At 66.1% G+C, this 17706-nt stretch carries 18 protein-coding genes; 12 read left to right on the top strand and 6 right to left on the bottom strand.

Going from position 1 to position 17706, the window contains the following annotated elements:
• Position 1: 1 nt before the first annotated feature.
• Positions 2 to 673 carry a glutathione S-transferase gene (locus ASE82_RS09635; RefSeq protein ID WP_056062187.1) on the top strand — a complete coding sequence of 224 codons (672 nt, stop codon included), beginning with the start codon at positions 2 to 4 and terminating at the stop codon, positions 671 to 673.
• On the top strand, positions 670 to 1785 hold the full coding sequence (gene dapE, locus ASE82_RS09630) for a succinyl-diaminopimelate desuccinylase (protein WP_056062184.1): 1116 nt from the start codon (positions 670 to 672) through the stop codon (positions 1783 to 1785). The genes ASE82_RS09635 and dapE overlap by 4 nt, the downstream gene beginning before the upstream one ends.
• A 219-nt stretch (positions 1786 to 2004) precedes the next feature.
• Here dapE and ASE82_RS09625 read toward each other — a convergent pair whose 3' ends face one another.
• Genes ASE82_RS09625 through ASE82_RS09615 form a run of 3 tightly spaced genes read right to left on the bottom strand, consistent with a single transcriptional unit; the run spans position 2005 to position 4623 of the window.
• Positions 2005 to 2631, bottom strand: a complete 627-nt coding sequence (locus ASE82_RS09625) for a Smr/MutS family protein (protein WP_056062181.1) — start codon at positions 2629 to 2631, stop codon at positions 2005 to 2007.
• A complete protein-coding gene (gene mltA / locus ASE82_RS09620) occupies positions 2606 to 3967 on the bottom strand; it encodes a murein transglycosylase A (RefSeq protein ID WP_235524649.1) in 1362 nt (453 codons plus the stop codon). The genes ASE82_RS09625 and mltA overlap by 26 nt, the downstream gene beginning before the upstream one ends.
• Positions 3968 to 3978: 11 nt before the next feature.
• Positions 3979 to 4623, bottom strand: a complete 645-nt coding sequence (locus ASE82_RS09615) for a Tim44/TimA family putative adaptor protein (RefSeq protein ID WP_132833291.1) — start codon at positions 4621 to 4623, stop codon at positions 3979 to 3981.
• Positions 4624 to 4791: 168 nt separating this feature from the next.
• Between ASE82_RS09615 and secB the strand changes: the two genes are divergently transcribed.
• Genes secB through trpS form a run of 3 tightly spaced genes read left to right on the top strand, consistent with a single transcriptional unit; the run spans position 4792 to position 7913 of the window.
• A complete protein-coding gene (gene secB / locus ASE82_RS09610) occupies positions 4792 to 5304 on the top strand; it encodes a protein-export chaperone SecB (protein ID WP_056062172.1) in 513 nt (170 codons plus the stop codon).
• 26 nt (positions 5305 to 5330) lie between these two features.
• Positions 5331 to 6896: a murein biosynthesis integral membrane protein MurJ gene (murJ, locus tag ASE82_RS09605; RefSeq protein WP_056062171.1), complete on the top strand. Its 1566-nt coding sequence runs from the start codon at positions 5331 to 5333 to the stop codon at positions 6894 to 6896.
• Positions 6897 to 6905: 9 nt separating this feature from the next.
• The gene (gene trpS / locus ASE82_RS09600; protein ID WP_056062168.1) at positions 6906 to 7913 is read left to right on the top strand and encodes a tryptophan--tRNA ligase; all 1008 of its coding nucleotides are present in this window, start codon (positions 6906 to 6908) and stop codon (positions 7911 to 7913) included.
• 233 nt (positions 7914 to 8146) lie between these two features.
• Here the strand turns inward: trpS and dnaA are convergent, their stop codons facing one another.
• The 3 genes from dnaA to mutM all read right to left on the bottom strand — a co-directional run bounded on the left by dnaA (position 8147) and on the right by mutM (position 11273).
• Positions 8147 to 9661, bottom strand: a complete 1515-nt coding sequence (gene dnaA, locus ASE82_RS09595; RefSeq protein ID WP_056062165.1) for a chromosomal replication initiator protein DnaA — start codon at positions 9659 to 9661, stop codon at positions 8147 to 8149.
• Positions 9662 to 10099: 438 nt separating this feature from the next.
• Positions 10100 to 10363 (bottom strand): 30S ribosomal protein S20, encoded by a 264-nt coding sequence (gene rpsT / locus ASE82_RS09590; protein WP_031394736.1) that lies wholly within the window; start codon positions 10361 to 10363, stop codon positions 10100 to 10102.
• A 94-nt stretch (positions 10364 to 10457) separates the two neighbouring features.
• Complete coding sequence (gene mutM, locus ASE82_RS09585; RefSeq protein ID WP_056062161.1) at positions 10458 to 11273, bottom strand: bifunctional DNA-formamidopyrimidine glycosylase/DNA-(apurinic or apyrimidinic site) lyase; 816 nt, start codon at positions 11271 to 11273, stop codon at positions 10458 to 10460.
• A gap of 56 nt (positions 11274 to 11329) precedes the next feature.
• On the opposite strand from mutM, the gene ASE82_RS09580 reads away from it, so the two are divergent.
• The 7 genes from ASE82_RS09580 to ASE82_RS09550 are packed head-to-tail and all read left to right on the top strand — an operon-like array spanning position 11330 to position 17599.
• Positions 11330 to 12094: a class I SAM-dependent methyltransferase gene (locus ASE82_RS09580; protein WP_056051226.1), complete on the top strand. Its 765-nt coding sequence runs from the start codon at positions 11330 to 11332 to the stop codon at positions 12092 to 12094.
• 7 nt (positions 12095 to 12101) lie between these two features.
• On the top strand, positions 12102 to 13634 hold the full coding sequence (gene ubiB / locus ASE82_RS09575) for a 2-polyprenylphenol 6-hydroxylase (protein ID WP_056062157.1): 1533 nt from the start codon (positions 12102 to 12104) through the stop codon (positions 13632 to 13634).
• Positions 13635 to 13638: 4 nt separating this feature from the next.
• A complete protein-coding gene (locus tag ASE82_RS09570) occupies positions 13639 to 14781 on the top strand; it encodes a hypothetical protein (RefSeq protein ID WP_056062153.1) in 1143 nt (380 codons plus the stop codon).
• Between the two features lie 10 nt (positions 14782 to 14791).
• On the top strand, positions 14792 to 15979 hold the full coding sequence (gene coaBC, locus ASE82_RS09565) for a bifunctional phosphopantothenoylcysteine decarboxylase/phosphopantothenate--cysteine ligase CoaBC (RefSeq protein ID WP_056062149.1): 1188 nt from the start codon (positions 14792 to 14794) through the stop codon (positions 15977 to 15979).
• Positions 15976 to 16413 (top strand): dUTP diphosphatase, encoded by a 438-nt coding sequence (gene dut / locus ASE82_RS09560; protein WP_056062145.1) that lies wholly within the window; start codon positions 15976 to 15978, stop codon positions 16411 to 16413. Before coaBC ends, dut begins: the two co-directional genes overlap by 4 nt.
• On the top strand, positions 16410 to 16835 hold the full coding sequence (locus ASE82_RS09555; RefSeq protein ID WP_156348848.1) for a hypothetical protein: 426 nt from the start codon (positions 16410 to 16412) through the stop codon (positions 16833 to 16835). The genes dut and ASE82_RS09555 overlap by 4 nt, the downstream gene beginning before the upstream one ends.
• Positions 16832 to 17599, top strand: coding sequence for a HesA/MoeB/ThiF family protein (locus tag ASE82_RS09550; protein ID WP_056062141.1), 768 nt, complete (start codon positions 16832 to 16834; stop codon positions 17597 to 17599). Before ASE82_RS09555 ends, ASE82_RS09550 begins: the two co-directional genes overlap by 4 nt.
• The last annotated feature ends 107 nt before the right edge of the window (positions 17600 to 17706 follow it).

Raw genomic sequence — 17706 nt, 5'->3', positions numbered from 1 at the left:
CATGAAACTGATCATCGGCAACAAGGCCTATTCGTCCTGGTCGCTTCGCGGCTGGCTCGCCTGCAAACAATCCGGGCTTCCGTTCGAGGAGGTGGTCGTGCCGATGTACGACTCGGACTGGGAAAAGCGCCGTTCGGGTGACGAGTTCGCGCCGTCGTCGGGCAAGGTGCCGATCCTGTGGGACGGCGACGCGGTGGTATGGGACAGTCTGGCGATCGTCGACTATCTCGCCGACAAGGTCGGGCGCGAACGCTTCTGGCCCAAGGATAATGCCGCGCGCGCGATGGCGCGGTCGATGGCAGCCGAGATGCATTCGAGCTTTGCCGCGCTGCGTCGCAAGCACAGCATGAACGTGCGCCAAGTGTTTCCGGCAAGCACGCCGGACGACGACGTGCTTCTCGAGCTGCAGCGGGTCATGGAGATCTGGGCACAGGCTCGCGCACGATTCGGTGGCGGCGGCAATTTTCTGTTCGGCCAGTTCGGTGCGGCGGACATCATGTTTGCGCCGTTGGTGACGAGGATCGTCACGTACCAGCTGCCGATCGCGCGGTTTGCGGCCGGGTATATGCAGGCGATGTTCGAGCATCCGTTCATGCAGGACTGGATCGCGGCGGCGCAGGAAGAGGAATGGGTCCTCGAACAATTCGAGCAGCCGGTGCCCGCGACCGCATGATCGACCCGGTCGCGCTAACCCAGGCGTTGCTCCGCGCGGATAGCGTCACGCCTGCGCGGGGCGCGGTGTTCGATGTGCTGGAGACGGCGCTGGTCCCACTGGGATTTGCGGTCGATCGGTTCACGGTCGGCGAAGCGCCCGACGGCCCGGTCGAGAATCTGCTGGCCGTGCGCGGCGATGGACCGCGGCATCTGGCGTTTGCCGGCCACGTGGACGTCGTCCCCCCTGGCGGAGGTTGGACCGGGTCGCCCTGGTCCGGCGAGATTCGCGACGGACTGCTCTACGGACGCGGCGCGGTCGACATGAAGGGTGCAGTCGCAGCCTTCGTGGCCGCCGCGAGCCGGAGCGATGCCAGAACGCTCTCGCTCATCATCACTGGTGATGAAGAGGGACCCGCGACGTACGGCACCGTCGCGCTGATGGAGCGGATGGCGTCGCGGGGCGTCGTGCCCGACCTGTGTCTGGTGGGTGAACCGACCTCGACCGCGCGGCTGGGCGACATGGTGAAGATCGGGCGGCGCGGTTCGGTCAATATCTGGATCGAGGTGCCGGGGCGTCAGGGACATGTCGCCTACCCCCATCTCGCCGACAATCCGATCCCCCGGTTGATCGCCATCCTTGCGGAGATCGAAGGCGTGGTGTTGGACGAGGGCACCGACTGGTTCCAGCCGTCCAACATAGAGGTTACCGACATCACCGTCGGCAACCCGGCGCACAACGTCATTCCCGCCAAGGCTTCCGCGCGGTTGAGCATCCGGTTCAACGATCGCCACCGCGGGGCGGACCTGATCGAGCATATCCGCGCGATCGCCGAGCGTCATGCGCCCGGCGTGGTGGTGACGGGCAAGGTGTCGGGCGAAGCGTTTCTTACCGAGCCGGGTGCGTTCTCGACGCTGTTGTCGGACGCCATCGTGGGCGCGACCGGGGTCACCCCGGAACTGTCGACCACCGGGGGCACGTCTGACGCGCGCTTCCTGTCGAAGCTTTGCCCGGTGGTGGAATTCGGGTTGATCAATGCGACGATGCACAAGGTCGATGAGGCCGTCGCGGTCGAGGACTTGCGGACGCTGACGGATATCTATGCGAATGTGATCTCGCGGGCGCTCGACTAGCGCCCCTCACTGGAAGGGAGTAGTTGGGGCGGGTGGGCCCGCTTGAGCCGCACGGTACGCAATCGTGGAAGCCTACCCACCCCCTGCCCCTCCCTTTCAGGGAGGGGGGAAGTAGATGTGCTGCGATGTGCTCAAACTCACCGGCCTTGCGATCAGCCTACAATTACCAAACTGAGGTAACAATCGTTAGGGCCGGACCTCACGAATCCAAACCCAGAGCTAGTCCCGTCCGCGCCTTAGGACGATGTAGAGCGCGCCCTGCCCGCCGTGTCGCGGATGCGCGCCACGTACCGCAGCGATCGAGTCGGCATGTCGCGAGCCGGCCAGCCAGTCGGCGACTGCGGACCGGATGGCGCCTCTCGCGTGCGGGCGTTCGCTTTCGGGGCGGGGCGGCTTGCCCGTCACCAGCAGCAATACGCGGTCGCCGCGCGCGATCGCCCGGCCCAGGCCAACGTCGAGCAGCGCATGGGCAGACGCCAGCGTGTGGCCGTGCAGGTCGATCGAGCTGTCGGGACTCACCACACCCCGCGTGAGCCTCTTGTCCCAGCCGCCATCCAGCGTGTTGGCCGTGATCGGTTTGGCTACAGGCCGGGCGACCACGGGCTTGGCCCCCGCCCGCGCCGCGTACGGCGTGACCACAGTACGGACGAGCGGCTTTACCCGCCCCATCGGCGCAGGCGGTGCGGGCACGATCTTGCCGTTGGGACCGATGATCGGCTTGGGTGGAGGCGGCAGCGGCGGCGCGCGCTCCGGGATCCGCACGGCGACCGCACGCATCGGACGCACGCTCGCCATCACGCGCGCCCAGAGCTGCGCCTCATCAGGGTTGAGCGGACGGCCCGCCATATCGCGCCCCATTCGCTTGGCCGTTCAGGCGCGCCACGGTGCCGATCGGCAGAAGCAGGTACGCGGTGCCGCGTCCGGCCATGCCGCCGGCGGTCGCTTCGGCGGCCGCGCCAGCACCCCAGAACGTGTCGAAACGATTGCTGCCCTTGATCGCGCCGCCGGTATCCTGCGCAATCCACAAGCCGCTCGCGTCCTGCCGGTCGAGCGACAGGAACACCGGCGCGCCGAGCGGCACGAACTTGACGTCGGCGGCCGCACTCACCTGACCGGTGACCGGCAAGCCGAGTGCCCCCAGAGATGCGCCCTCGAGTTCGCGGAAGAACACGAAGCTCTTGTTCTCGCGCATGATCGCCTGCCCCTCGGCCGGATGCGCGTGGAGCCATGCGACGATGCCCTGCATCGAGGTCTGGCCCGCCTGGAGCAACCCGCGCGACTTCATCAGCGCGCCGATACCGGTATAGTCGCGACCGTTCTGCGTCGCATAGCCGATCCGGAGTATCTCGCCGTCAGGCAACCGCAGCCGTCCCGAACCCTGGATCTGTAGGAAGAACAGCTCGACCGGATCGCGCGCCCAGGCGAGGATCGGCGCACGCCCGGAGATCGCGCCCTGCTCGATCGCAGTACGGTCGTAATAGGGCACAAGGTTACTGCGATCGACGCGACCGCGAATCTTCTTGCCCTTGAGACTGGTCGAGAATGTGCCGAGATCGACGTCGATAAGGTCGTTCGGACGTGCATAGATAGGCGCATAGCCGTCACGCCGCTCCAGCGAGCCAGCGATCTCGGGCTCGTAATATCCCGTCGCGAACGCCTTGCCGTCGCCGATCTGCGCGGCCTCGAACCATTGCGCGAAGAACGTCCGAGCATTGCGGCGATCGGTCGATGCCGCTGCGGTACAGGCCGGCTGCCAATCCGCGCCGCGCGTCAGCCCGGACGTGTCGTTACGACGCACCAGCGACGGACAACTCGTGACGAACGCCGCGAACGCCGCTTGCGCCTGCGCATCGTCGATCGGAAGGCTCGCAATCGGTGGACCGGCGATCACGCCCGCAGCGGCGGCATTCACAGGTTCGACCGCCGGGACGACCGGCGATGCGAGCATTGGTACCGCACCGACAATCCGGGCGGGCGACTGAATCCCGCGAATGTTAGGGGATGCACCGGTATCGCGCGACGGATGCACGCGAACGGGTTCGTTTGATCGATCATCCGACCGCTCGTCTGTCCTGTCCACCGGTGGCGGACCCGATCGTGGCGGTTCGACACCACCGACACACGCGCTCAACAGCGTCGCCATCAGCATCGGCAGTCCGAGACCGCCGAGCCTTCCCCCCATGCCCCGACCCATCAGGCTTCGTCGGTGTCCGCAAGCTTCCAGTTCGGATCGCTGCTCTTGAGCGTCCGAGCGAACGTCCAGACGTCGTGCGTCTCAACCGCGTCGGTCAACGACCCAGCGAGGACATTGCCCTCCGCATCCCGCGTGACGGCCGCGATGTCCGCGTCGAACCGGACTGTGATACGCGCCTCGCGTCCCGTAAGAGTTGCATCCGCGATCAGCGCGCGCTCGATCGACACGAGACGGTTGTCGAGCACTTCCCCAGCCTCGCGCCGCGCTTCGATCGCCTCGACGAACGCCGCGCGGACATCGTCGACGGCGAGATCGGCCAGCGCGTCCTCGTCACCCTTCCAGAAGGCTTCGAGCACCATGCGGTACGCGGCCTGCGCACCTTCTAGAAAGCGCGCGACATCGAAACCGGGCTCGCCGGCGACGATCGCCCGCAGACCAGGCTCCGCCTTGGGCTCCAAGTTGCGATTGGCGACTTCGCGCGCATCGGGAACCGCCTCGACGGTTCGCGGCACGGCGGCGAGCGCAGGACGGTCCTCGGCCGCACGCGGCAGGGGCTGCTCATGCCCCGTCCGCTTGCCGAGCACGCTGTAGAGTCGCATCGCCAAGAAGCCTGCAACCATCGCGAGAAGAACTACGTAAAACAACCGTGCCTCCGATCTTCGCTTCAACATAGGGCAAACCCGCAGCTATTCAAACCCGCGCCCGTTGAAACGCCCCTTCGGCACTGCTACTCGCACCACCTCGATCGAACAGAACGCGCAAGCGGTCCGCTTCGGTCCCAATTTTCCGCTTATTCTCTAAGGACACGACGAATGGATGATCAGGACAACGGCTTCACCATGCCCGACCAGGCTCTCGCCAACGGTGAAGACACGGTCCCCGCAGCCGGGCTGATCTCGCAATACGTCAAGGACTTGTCGTTCGAGAACCCGAACGCACCGGCCGTTTACCAGAACCAGACCCCGCCGGCGATCGACGTGCAGTTCAACATCGGCGCAGCGCAGGTCGGCGACGAAGTGCATGAGGTCGTGCTGAAGATCGACGTCCGCGCCGAGAGCGAGGGGCAAGTCGCGTTCATCGTCGATCTTTCGTACGCGGGCCTGTTCGGGCTGCGCAACATCCCCGCCGAGCATGTCCAGCCGTTCCTGCTGGGCGAAGCCCCGCGTCTGCTGTTCCCGTTCGCTCGCCGCGTGCTGTCGGATGCCGTGCGTGACGGTGGCTTCCCGCCGCTGCTGCTCGAGCCGATCGATTTCTCGCAGCTGTACCTGCAGCAGTCCGAACAGCAGGGTATCCAGCCTAACGTCGGCGATTTCGGCCAAGCCTGAACGATACGGGGGCGGAGCGCGCTTAGATGAACCTCACCAAGGCGCTGGGATCGGTCGGCGGGCTGACGCTTGCCAGCCGGGTCCTGGGGCTCGTGCGCGACTCGCTGTTCGCGCGGTTCGTCGGCGCCGGCTTCGCGTCGGACGCGTTCCTGATCGCGTTCCGCCTCCCGAACATGTTCCGCGCGCTCTTTGCAGAGGGCGCGTTCTCCGCCGCGTTCATCCCGATGTTCAATCGGAAGGTCGGCGACAAGGATGGCCGCGGCCTGCCCGACGGGATCGCGTTCGCCGAGGACGCACTGTCGGTGCTGTTGCCGACGCTGATCCTGATGACCGCGATCTTCGAACTCGCGGCGTGGCCGATGACGTGGCTGCTGACCTTCGGGTTCAACGGCGCGAGTGCGGAGCGGTTCGACTATGTCGTCCACCTCTCGCGGATCACCCTGCCCTATCTGCTGCTGATCAGCCTCGTGTCGCTGCTTGGCGGCATCCTCAATTCGCTGCACAAGTTCTGGATCAATGCCGCGGCACCGATCCTGCTGAACGCGACGCTGATCGCGGCGTTGCTGCTGTTCCACGAGCATCAGCCGCTGCTGACCGCGCGCAACCAGGCTATTGCGGTGACGGTGTCGGGGGCTCTGCAGCTTCTGTGGCTGATCTGGGCGTGTCGTGCGTCCGGAGTAAAGCTCCGTCTGAAGCGCCCGCAACTCAATCCCGACGTGAAGAAGCTCATGTCGCTGATCTGGCCCGCGGCGGCCGGGGCTGGCGCCGTGCAGATCAACCTCGTCGTCTCGACTGCACTCGCCGCCGCTTTGCTGCCGGCTGGGTCGGTCTCGTACATCTATTTCGCCGATCGCCTGAACCAGCTTCCGCTCGGGTTGATCGGGATCGGGCTTGGCACGGTGTTGCTTCCAACGATCTCGCGCCAGCTTGGCCGTGGCGAGGATGCGGAGGCGATGGCAACGCAGAACCGCGGCATGGAGCTCGCGCTGTTCCTCACCCTCCCCGCAACCGTCGCGCTGATCGTGTGCGGCGTGCCAATCGTCGGTGCACTGTTCCAGCACGGCAAGTTCGCGCTAGAGGACAGCGTGCTGACCGCGCAGGCGCTCGCCGCCTTCTCGATAGGCCTGCCCTCGTACATTCTCGTGAAGGTGCTGACGCCGGGCTATTACGCGCGCTCCGATACACGCACGCCGGTGCGCTATGCGACGATGTCGATGGTCGTGAACCTCGTCCTCAATCTCGCCTTTATCAAACCGCTGGGACACATGGGCCCGCCGCTTGCCACCGCGATCGCCAGCACGGTCAACGTCGCGATGCTGTACCGGACGCTCGTCCGCCGCGGGCATTTCACGCCGGATGCCCGGCTCCGTCGCCGGACGTGGCGGCTGCTCGTCGCGGCGCTCATCATGGGCGTTGTGATGTATTTCCTGAATAGCCTGTTCCAGCCGTTCGTGACGGGCACCAGCGTCGAGCGCTGGGGGGCGATGCTGGTGCTGGTCGCGACCGGCGGCGTCGTCTATGCGATCGCGACATTGCTCACCGGCGCGTTCCGGCTGGGCGACATCTCCACGCTTCTGCGTCGTTCCAAGTAAGGTTTTTCCATGCGCGTCGTCTCCGGCATCAAGCCCACCGGTAATCTCCATCTCGGCAATTACCTGGGGGCGGTGAAGCAGTGGGTGACGTTGCAGGACGACGTGGCGGCGCAGGGTGGCGAGTCGATGTTCTTCATCGCCGATCTCCACGCGCCGACCGAATGGATCGCGCCGGCGGAGTTGTCGGCGCACACGATCGAGGTCGCAGCCACCATGATCGCCGCGGGTATCGATCCGGCGAAGTCGATCCTGTTCAACCAAGCGCGCGTGCCGGCGCATAGCGAGATGGCGTGGTTGCTCAACACCGTCGCGCGCGTCGGATGGTTGAACCGGATGACGCAGTTCAAGGACAAGGCGGGCAAGAACCGCGAGGGCGCGAGCGTCGGGCTGTACGACTACCCGGTGCTGATGGCGGCCGATGTGCTGCTCTACAACGCGACGCACGTGCCGGTGGGCGAGGACCAGAAGCAGCATCTGGAGCTCGCGCGCGACATCGCGACCAAGTTCAACGGCGACTACGGCGTCGACCTGTTCACGCTCCCCGCCCCGCTGATCAGCAAAGCCGCCCCGCGGATCATGTCGTTGCGCGATGCGTCGGCGAAGATGTCGAAGTCGAACCCGTCGGAGCAGTCGGTGGTCAAGCTGATCGACAGCGACGACACCATCGCCGACAAGTTCCGCAAGGCGAAGACCGATCCCGACGTGTTGCCCGCGACGGTCGAGGAACTGGGTGATCGCGCGGAGGCGCGTAACCTGCTGACGATCTACGCGGCGCTGGCGGATAGCGACGTCCCAACGGTGCTCGGCGAGTTCGGCGGGAAAGGCTTCGGCGCGTTCAAGCCTGCGCTGGCGGATCTTGCGGTGGCGAAGCTCGGCCCGATCCGTGACGAGATGGTGCGGTTGCTGGATGATCGCGGTGCGGTGACGGCGGTGTTGCAAGCGGGTGCGGAGAAAGCGCGCGTGCTGGCCGCACCGGTGTTGAAGCAGACGCAGGACGCGATGGGGTTGCAGGTATAAGCGCGAACTAGGCTGCCCCCCTCCCTGAAAGGGAGCGGTCGGGGGTGGGTCGCCATCCGCATAATGGGACCGGTGCGACAAAAGCCGACCAACCCACCCCCAGCCCCTCCCTTTCAGGGAGGGGAGCAGAATTCAGTAGGTCCACAATTGAGTAGGTCCATTAGCTTGTTCCCCCGCGAAGGCGGGGGTCCAGACTGGGCTCCCGCCTTCGCGGGAGAACACGGAGGGAAAGCCTAGCCTTCGAGCTCGCGCATCAGCACACGGACCGCCGCGTCGATGTCCCGGTCCGAATCGCGCAGTTCCTCGATCTTCCGCACCGCGTGGATCACCGTCGAGTGATCGCGCCCGCCGAATTTCCGGCCGATCTCGGGGAGCGAACGAGTTGTCAGGCGCTTCGCCAGATACATCGCGATCTGCCGCGGCCGCGCCACCGCGCGTGCGCGCCGCGCCGAGATGAGATCGAGCGGCTTCAATTCGAAATGTGCGGAGACGAGCTTCTGAATCTCGTCGATCGTCACGCGCTTCTGCGCGCCACGAAGAACCTCACCGAGCGTCGCGACCGCAAAGTCGAGGTCGATCGTGTCCCCGGTCAACTGCGCATACGCCACGACTCGGTTGAGCGCGCCCTCGAGCTCGCGAATGTTCGCGTGGATGCGGCTGGCGAGCAGATCGAGCACGTCGGTCGGCACGCGCATGTCGGGCAGGTCGACCAGTTTCCGGTCGAGGATAGTCCGGCGCAGCGTCAGGTCGGGCGCCTTGATGTCCGCGACGAGGCCGACCGACATCCGGCTGACGATCCGCGCCTCGACGCCTTCGAGCGCCTGCGGGCAGCGATCGGCGGAGATCACCAGCCGCTTGCCCGCCGCCATGATCTCGTTGACCGTGTGGAAGAATTCTTCCTGCGTCGCGTCCTTGCCGGCGATGAACTGGAGGTCGTCGATCAGCAGCAGATCGGCACCGCGCAGCCGCTGCTTGAACGCATGCGTATCGCGCGCGCGCATCGACGCGACGAAGTCGTACATGAACCGCTCGGCGGACATGCACAGCACGATCGCGTGCGGGTTATGTTCGAGGAACGCGTGGCCGATCGCGTGCATGAGGTGGGTCTTGCCCTGCCCCGTGCCGCTGTGGAGGAACAACGGGCTGAACCGGACGGGGCCCGGCTCGGCAAGCACCTTGGCCGCGTTGAACGCGACCTTGTTGGACGGATCGACGACGAATCGCGCGAAGGTGTAGCGTGGATCGAGCGGCGGGCGCTCGGCGGGCACGCCGACCGGGGCCAACGTCACGACGGGCGCCGGCGCTGGCTTCAGCGACGGATCGACGCCGAACTTCATCGACGCCTGCATTGGCTCGGCGACCGGCTTGGGAGCCGGCTTCGCCTCGACCGGCAGCCGATCGGCAACGGGCTTGGCGGGAATGGCGTCAGCCACTGGCTCGATCGCCAGCACAACGGGCGCGCGACCCGGTGCCCGGGTCTCGATCTGCACGGTCCGGACGTTGGGCATGATCTGCTTGAATTCGAGCACCAGCCGGTCGGCGTAGTGATTGCGAACCCAGTTGGTCATGAACGCCGATGGCAGCGCGAGCCGGATCGTGTCGCGATCCTCGCCGGGGATCAGCTCGATCGGCTTCAGCCACTGTTCGAACAGTCGCGCACCTGCGGACTCCTTCAAGGATGCACGAACACGAGCCCAGGCCTTTTCGGCCTCGGTCGTGTGCGTCACTGATCCTTGCCACTTCGTCACGCGCACACTTCTCCGACCCCGCGAGATTGCTCGCGCGGGTGATATAGTCCCGACAGAAAATGGTCCCCCTGACGACCCCAAGGGTCATCCGGCATCTTCGCCCTGTTTGTTGATGCAGCGGTGGAAACCACCGTCGCTGTGAGCCCCGTTATGAAGCGATCGACGATCCTAGCAAGGCCCCGAGGCGTCACATTTTCGAAATAAAGCGGGTTGACTTGATCAAGCCGCGGAAATGCGTCGATATTTTTATAAGTCGCTGTCTTTACGCATTTTTTGCAATTTCGGCGATTGCGTGACGTGATTCTCGGTCACACGAATCGTGGCGAATCCTAGGGTTATGCGGACTCCCCGCCGGTTCCCTTCGCATACGCAAAAAACCCGCCGGGAAGGTCCCGGCGGGTGATCCGCTTCGCCAATGATCTGGCAGTGATCGGTCGCTTAGGCGAGCCCGGTCACGGCCTTGGTCAGACGCGCGAACTTGCGGCTCGCGGTGTTCTTGTGCAGCACGCCCTTGGCGACGCCACGCTGCAACTCAGGCTGTGCGGCCGCGAGTGCGGTGGTCGCTGCGCCCTTGTCGCCCGATGCCAGTGCGGCCTCGACCTTCTTGATGAAGGTACGGATACGGCCGACACGGTTGCCGTTCACTTCCGCGCGACGGTCGTTGCGACGGATACGCTTTTTCGCCTGCGGCGTGTTCGCCATGAAGCCCTCTGGATGTTCGAATGAATAAAAAGGGGCGCCGGATTGCTCCTACGCCCTCTCGAAGCCGCGGCCCTACCCACTTTGTCCTAGATCGTCAACCGCGTTGGCACTTCGCACACCAGAACGTCGAACGCCCGCCTTCGGTGCGGCGCTTGACGGTGGAGCCACATTCGCACGCTTCGCCTTCGCGCCCATAGACGCGCCATTGCTTGGAGAAATAGCCGAGTTCGCCATCGGGCCGGACGTAATCCCGGAGCGAAGACCCGCCCACCAGGATCGCAGCGGTCAGCACCGTCCGAATCGCCTCGACGAGTCGCTCGAGTCGAAACAGCGAGATACGCCCCGCCGCGCGTGACGGCGCGATCTTCGCCATGTGCAGCGCCTCGCACACATAGATATTGCCGAGCCCAGCGACGATTCGCTGGTCGAGCAGCATCGCCTTGATCGACGCCCCTCGCCCTTCAAGCGCCTCCAGTAGGTAGGCCGCGGTCAGGTCGGGCCCAAGCGGCTCCGGCCCCATGCTGAGGAATGGCGGGTAATTGGCGATGTCGTCGGTCGCCCACAGATCGAGAAAACCGAATCGCCGCGGATCGTTGAGCGCCACCGTCCGCCCCGCCGCCGTGCCGATCAGCAGGTGATCGTGCGCCAGCAATTCGCTCGGATCGACTCGCCAGCGCCCCGACATGCCGAGATGAAAGACGAGCGTATCGCCGCGATCGGTATCGATCAGCCCGTATTTGGCGCGGCGGTCCAAGTGCGTCACGGTCGCCCCGGTCATCCGCTGGCGCAGGTCCACCGGGATCGCTTTGCGCAAGTCGGCGCGGCGCGGCTCGACCGAGGTCAGGCGCTGGCCCTTTAGCACGGGCTCCAGCCCGCGCACGGTGGTTTCGACTTCTGGTAATTCTGGCACGGTTTGCAGCTAGGTTGCGTTTGCCCGCGCCACAAGGCGCGGCTAGAGCGCAGGATATGAACGACTTGATCGCGCCCGCGCCCGCACTCACGCCCGATACCGTCTCCTTCGGCTACGAAGACATCCCCGCCACCGAGAAGACCGCCCGCGTTGGCGGTGTCTTCTCGAACGTCGCAGGCAAATACGACCTGATGAACGATGCGATGTCGGGCGGCATGCACCGGCTGTGGAAGGACCGCTTCGTCCGCCGCGTGAAGCCGCGCGAAGGTGAGCAGATTCTCGACATGGCCGGCGGCACGGGGGACATCGCCTTTCGCATGGAGCCGTCGGGCGCGTCGATCACGGTCGCCGACATCAACCCGCAGATGCTCGAAGTCGGTATGCAGCGCGCGCAGAAGCGCGGGATCGACGGACTCGTGTGGACCGAAGCCAATGCCGAAACGCTGACCTTCCCTGACAAGTTCTTCGACGCCTACACGATCGCGTTCGGCATCCGGAACGTGACGGACATCCCCAAGGCCTTGCGTGAAGCCCACCGCGTCCTGCGCCGCGGCGGACGCTTTTACTGCCTCGAATTCTCGACCACCGTGTGGCCTGGATTCGCCGAGGTATACGACGCCTATTCGCACAAGATGGTCCCGAAGCTCGGCCAGCTTCTCGCGCAGGATGCGGACAGCTATCGCTACCTGATCGAATCGATCCGCCGCTTTCCGGACATGCCCAAGTTCAAGGGCATGATCGCGGATGCCGGCTTCGTGCAGACCAAGGTCGAGCCGCTTCTGGGTGGGCTCGTCGCGATCCACAGCGGCTGGAAGATTTGATCCAACTGTGACGGCTTCAACCACGCACGTTTGGCGCCTCCTGAAATGGGGCCGCATCCTCGCTCGCCACGGCGCCCTGCGTGGCATCGAGCGCGACCCGAATACGCCAGCCCCCGTCCGTCGCCTCGCGCGGATCGCACGGTTCGGCGCACGCGTGCCGGCAGTGCCGCGCTATGCGGATGCGTTCCAGGCGATCGGGCCGGCGGCGATCAAGCTCGGACAGACGCTCGCCACTCGGCCGGATCTTGTCGGCGAGGACGCCGCACATGACCTGCTGCGGCTCCAGGACCAGCTCTCCCCCGTCCCCTACGAGACGATCGAGGCGGCGATGCTGGCAAGCTTCGGCAAGCCGCTGGAGACGCTGTTCTCGCGCATAGAACCGATCCCGGTCGGCGCCGCGTCGATCGCGCAGGTCCACCGCGCCGTCACCACCGATGGCCGCCAGGTCGCGGTCAAGGTCCTCCGCCCCGGCGTCGAGGATGATTTTGCGCGCGCGATCGACACGTATAGCTGGGCCGCAGCGCAACTCGAGGCGCTCAGCCCCGAGGCTATGCGCCTGCGTCCGCGCCTGACGATCGAGACGTTCAAGCGCTGGACGCTGCGCGAACTCAACTTCCGCCGCGAGGCAGCGTCCGCCTCCGAACTCGCGGAGGGCATGACCGCCGAGCCCGATTTCGTCATCCCCGCGATCGACTGGGCGCGCTCGACCGCGAAGGTCATGACGATCGAGTGGATCGACGGCATCAAGCTGTCCGACCGCCCCGCGCTGGTCGCCGCCGGCTACGACCTCCCCGCGCTCGCCCAGACCCTAGTCCGCGCGTTCCTGCGCCAGGCGATCGCCGACGGGTTCTTTCACGCCGACATGCACCAGGGAAACCTGTTCGCGCTCCCTGGCAACCGTATCGCCGCGATCGACTTCGGCATCATGGGCCGGATCGACCGCCGCGCGCGCGTCTGGCTCGCCGAGATCCTCTACGGCCTGATCACCGGCAATTATAAGCGCGTCGCCGAGATCCATTTCGAGGCGGGTTACGTCCCCGCGCACCACGACGTCGCCGAATTCGCCACCGCGCTGCGCGCGGTCGGCGAGCCGATGCGGGGGCTGCCGGTCAAGGACATGTCGATCGGCATGATGCTCGACAGCCTGTTCTCGATCACGCGCGATTTCGACATGGTGACGCAGCCGCACCTGCTGCTGCTCCAGAAGACGATGGTAATGGTCGAGGGCGTCGCGACCAGCCTCAACCCCGACATCAACCTATGGGAAGCCGCCGAACCGTTCGTTCGCGACTGGATCCGCGGCGAGCTTGGCCCCGAGGCGATGATCGCCGACCGCCTGATCGAGGATTTCCGCACGCTGACCCGGCTTCCCGAACTGGTCCGCCGGATCGAGGCGCATTACCCCGCCCCCGGTGGGGCTCCGCCGACGATGCCACTGCGCGAGATCGAAGTGATTCGGATCGGTGGGGGGTGGCGTTACGGCCTGGTCGCGGTGCTCGCGGCCGCCGCCGGGGTCGTGACGACGCTGCTGTTTGGTTGAGGGCATGAAGACGCGTCGCGGCGCTCCGTTATGGACGACCCGCGCGACCCGGTTCGCGGGCATGCCGTCGGCGCAGGCGCGGATCGGGCTCGTGCTGTTCCTGGTATTCCTGGCGGCCTGCCTCAGCGCGATCGTCTCGCCCGGCCCGCGACCTAGCGTCGATGCAGGCGCCTCGACCTCCATCGCATCCGACGCCCCGCCACCCGGACGGACGGACCTGCTGCTATACGATACGATCGTCGCCGGCGTGCGTGGCGGCTCGCCCTATTACGCCGTCGCCGCCGAAACGCAGCGTATGGGGCATTATCCGCTGAAGCCGTTCTTCGCGGTTCGGCTGCCGACCTTAGCGGTCGTTCAAGCAGCATTGCCCTCGATACTGGTGAACCTGGCGCTGTTGGCGTTGTGCGTCGGAACGATCCTCGCCTGGGTCGCGCGGCTTCGTCCGGAGATGACCGGCCTGGTGCCGCTCGGTGTGGCTGGCTTGCTGGCCGTCGCCGGGCTTTCCGTGAACCTCGATCCCAGCTTCGTGGTGTTCCACGAGGTCTGGGCGGGGCCGCTGATCGCACTGTCCCTCGCGTTGCGCCGCCCCGGCCACTGGCTGCCCGCAGTCGCGTTCGGGCTGTCGGCGATGCTGATCCGCGAGACGGCATTGCTGTACGTCGCGATCATGGCGGTGTTCGCGTGGGTCGAGGGCGAGCGGCGCGAGACGCTGGGGTGGCTTGGGGCGATCGGGGTCTTCGCCGTGGTGCTTGCCGCCCATGCACACGCGGTGTCGCTGGTCAGCGGTCCGCTCGACCGCGTGTCGCAGGGGTGGAGCGGGCTCGAGGGGTTCGGCTTCTACGTCAGGCTTGCGACGATCTCGTCGGGGCTCGACATCCTGCCGCAATGGCTCGCCTCGCTCGTTCTTGGCACCGCGCTGTTCGGCTGGCTGGCTTGGCGCGATGCGGTCGCGACGCGCGCGCTGGTCGTGTTCGCCGCCTATGCCGCGCTGATCTCGCTGTTCGCGCGGAGCGACAATTTCTACTGGGCGCTGATGACCACGCCGGTGCTGCTGGTCGGGCTGGTGTTCGCGGTGGACGGCCTGCGCGACATGATCGCCGCCGCCAGCGATACGCGGCGCATTACGGTGACGCGTGTAATCCGCTAGAGCTGCGTGGATGAAACGCATTCTCCTGATCGTCGGAGGCGGGATCGCCGCCTACAAGGCCGCCGAACTGATCCGCCTGCTCAGGACGAGCGGCCACGCGGTACGCTGCGTTATGACCGAGGCGGCGCATCATTTCGTCACGCCGATGACGCTCGCCGCGCTTAGCGAGGACAAGGTCTACACGACGCTCTGGGACCTCAAGGACGAAGCCGAGATGGGCCATATCCAGCTCAGCCGCGAGGCCGACCTGATCGTCGTCGCGCCCGCGACCGCGGACCTGATGGCGCGGATGACGGCAGGCCTGGCGAACGACCTCGCGACGACGCTACTGCTCGCGACCGATAAACCGGTTCTAGTCGCGCCGGCGATGAACGTTCGCATGTGGACCCACGCCGCGACCGTCCGCAGCGTCGTACAGCTTCGCGCCGATGGCGTGACGGTGATGACGCCCGACGAGGGCATCATGGCCTGCGGCGAATATGGTCCCGGCCGCCTGCCCGAGCCGCCCGCCATCGTCGCCGCGGTCGAAGCGATGCTCGCCCCTGCCCCCCCGAAGCGCCTGGCAGGGCGCCACGTTCTCGTCACTGCCGGACCTACGCACGAGCCGATCGACCCGGTCCGCTACATCGCCAACCGCTCGTCGGGCAAACAGGGCTTCGCGATCGCTGCAGCGCTCGCACGGCTCGGCGCACGCGTGACGCTCGTCGCCGGCCCCGTGATGCTGGCAACGCCGCCAGCAGTTGACCGGATCGATGTCGAGACCGCGCGCGAGATGGCCGACGCGGTCGATCGCGCGCTGCCCGCCGACGCAGCGGTCATGGTGGCGGCGGTCGCGGACTGGCACGTCGAGTCCGCCCCGCAGAAGATCAAGAAGGGTAACGCGACGCCGACGCTGAGGCTTGCAGAGAACCCCGATATTCTTGCGACCCTAGCGCGCAGCCCGCACCGGCCTCGCCTGTTGATCGGGTTCGCCGCCGAGACCGAGTGCGTGCTCGAACACGCCTTCGCCAAGCGCATCCGCAAGGCCGCGGACTGGATCGTCGCCAACGACGTATCGGGTGACGTGATGGGCGGCGCGGACAACAGCGTTCACCTCGTCACCGAAGCCGGGGTCGAAAGCTGGAAGCGCCTGCCCAAGGACGCGGTCGCCGCACGACTGGCGGACCGCATCGCCGATGCGCTAGAAACCGCATCATGATCCGTATCGAACTGAAGCGCCTGCCGCACGGCGAGGGCCTGCCGTTGCCCGCCTATGCGACCGAGGGTGCCGCTGGGATGGACGTCGTTGCCGCCGAAGCGCTGACGCTCGCCCCCGGCGCACGCGCCGCCGTCGCGACCGGCTTTGCGGTCGCTATTCCCGCAGGCCATGAGGTCCAGGTCCGTCCGCGCTCCGGGCTTGCGCTGAAGCACGGCGTCACTTGCCTCAACACGCCCGGCACGATCGACAGCGATTATCGCGGTGAAGTGAAGGTAATTCTCGCCAACCTCGGGCAGGACCCCTTCGAGATCGCCCGCGGCGACCGCATCGCGCAACTCGTCCCCGCGGTCGTCCTGCGCGCGTCGCTCGACGAAGTGGCGGTGCTCGATGACACCTCCCGCGGCGCAGGCGGCTTCGGATCGACCGGTCGATGATCGCCGCTCTTCTCCTCCTGCTCCAGACGGCGGCGCCGCCGCTTCCGGTACCCGCCGCACCGACCACGCCGGTGACCAGCACGCTGCCGCCACAGGACTGGAGCACGCTTCCGGTCCTGCGCATCCGCGGCCAGGCGACCACGCTCGCCAACAATTCGGCGTATGTACACGGGGAGGTCGCCGCCGGTCGCTGCGCGCATGTCGTACGCACGACGCAAGGTTGGGCGCTGACCGTCGACCTGGCGGTGCTCATCACCCCCGACGGCCGAGTCCGTCGGGTCACGCCGCGTGCGATCGACTGCCCGACGGTCGAGCAATATGCCGCCGGCGTGATCCTGGGCGCGCGCGACTCGATCGACGTTGCGGGTGAGGACGCGGACACCTGGTACCGCACCAGCCTCACGTTTACCTGGGGCGCATGACTCTCTCCGACGACGAACTCACCCGGTATGCGCGCCATATCGTCCTCAAGGAATTCGGCGGCATCGGGCAGGCGCGGCTGAAGGCGGCTACCGTCGCGGTCGTCGGCGCCGGTGGAATCGGCTCGCCCGCGATCCAGTATCTGGGCGCTGCCGGGGTCGGTCGCCTGATCCTGATCGACGACGACAGCGTCGAACCCTCCAATCTTCAGCGCCAGACGATCTTCACGACCGCGGATACCGGTATCGCCAAGGTCGACGCCGCAGCGGCTGCTGTAAAGCGGATCAACCCGCACGTTGCCGTCGAGACCCACCGTGCGCGCATCGACGTTTCGAACGTGGCGGACCTGCTCGCGGGTGCCGAGGTCGTGCTCGACGGCTGCGACAATTTCGCGACGCGCTTCTGTGTCGCCGATGCCGCACATGCCGGAAAAATCCCGCTTGTGTCGGCTGCGGTCGGGCAGTTCGAGGGACAGCTCGCAACCTATCGCGGCTGGGAATCCGACAAGCCGTGCTACCGCTGCTTTGTCGGCGAAGACCCTGAGCGCGCAGAGACCAGTTGCGCGGAGGACGGCGTTCTTGGCCCCGTCACCGGCGTGATCGGCAGCCTGGCGGCGCTTGAGGTACTGCGGGCCATTGCGCCGTTCGGCGACGATCCGGCCGGCAAATTGCTGCTGATCGACCTGCTTGCACTGCGTTTTCGCACAATCCGTCTACCCAAGGATCCAGGTTGTACGGCTTGCACCAAAAGCGGGACTTCGCGGTGAGTTAACCGCAAGTTTTTATTTTCTCGCACGCAAAATTGGAAAAATAACAACTAAACTTTCGCGATCGACGAACAGTAGTTCTTTTGCATTGCGGCATTTCGCGGTAT

The organism is Sphingomonas sp. Leaf230 (genome assembly GCF_001421745.1).
Classification (GTDB): domain Bacteria; phylum Pseudomonadota; class Alphaproteobacteria; order Sphingomonadales; family Sphingomonadaceae; genus Sphingomonas.
The sequence above is the reverse complement of the archived record's forward strand: the minus strand, read 5'-3'. Positions and strand labels throughout refer to the sequence as shown.

Excerpts from the sequence above, each read along its gene's own strand:
- ASE82_RS09635 (WP_056062187.1), top strand. The coding sequence starts at position 2 with ATGAAACTGATCATCGGCAACAAGGCCTATTCGTCCTGGTCGCTTCGC.
- dapE (WP_056062184.1), top strand. The coding sequence starts at position 670 with ATGATCGACCCGGTCGCGCTAACCCAGGCGTTGCTCCGCGCGGATAGC.
- ASE82_RS09625 (WP_056062181.1), bottom strand. The coding sequence starts at position 2,631 with ATGGCGGGCCGTCCGCTCAACCCTGATGAGGCGCAGCTCTGGGCGCGC.
- mltA (WP_235524649.1), bottom strand. The coding sequence starts at position 3,967 with ATGGGGGGAAGGCTCGGCGGTCTCGGACTGCCGATGCTGATGGCGACG.
- secB (WP_056062172.1), top strand. The coding sequence starts at position 4,792 with ATGGATGATCAGGACAACGGCTTCACCATGCCCGACCAGGCTCTCGCC.
- murJ (WP_056062171.1), top strand. The coding sequence starts at position 5,331 with ATGAACCTCACCAAGGCGCTGGGATCGGTCGGCGGGCTGACGCTTGCC.
- trpS (WP_056062168.1), top strand. The coding sequence starts at position 6,906 with ATGCGCGTCGTCTCCGGCATCAAGCCCACCGGTAATCTCCATCTCGGC.
- rpsT (WP_031394736.1), bottom strand. The coding sequence starts at position 10,363 with ATGGCGAACACGCCGCAGGCGAAAAAGCGTATCCGTCGCAACGACCGT.
- ASE82_RS09580 (WP_056051226.1), top strand. The coding sequence starts at position 11,330 with ATGAACGACTTGATCGCGCCCGCGCCCGCACTCACGCCCGATACCGTC.
- ASE82_RS09570 (WP_056062153.1), top strand. The coding sequence starts at position 13,639 with ATGAAGACGCGTCGCGGCGCTCCGTTATGGACGACCCGCGCGACCCGG.
- coaBC (WP_056062149.1), top strand. The coding sequence starts at position 14,792 with ATGAAACGCATTCTCCTGATCGTCGGAGGCGGGATCGCCGCCTACAAG.
- dut (WP_056062145.1), top strand. The coding sequence starts at position 15,976 with ATGATCCGTATCGAACTGAAGCGCCTGCCGCACGGCGAGGGCCTGCCG.
- ASE82_RS09555 (WP_156348848.1), top strand. The coding sequence starts at position 16,410 with ATGATCGCCGCTCTTCTCCTCCTGCTCCAGACGGCGGCGCCGCCGCTT.
- ASE82_RS09550 (WP_056062141.1), top strand. The coding sequence starts at position 16,832 with ATGACTCTCTCCGACGACGAACTCACCCGGTATGCGCGCCATATCGTC.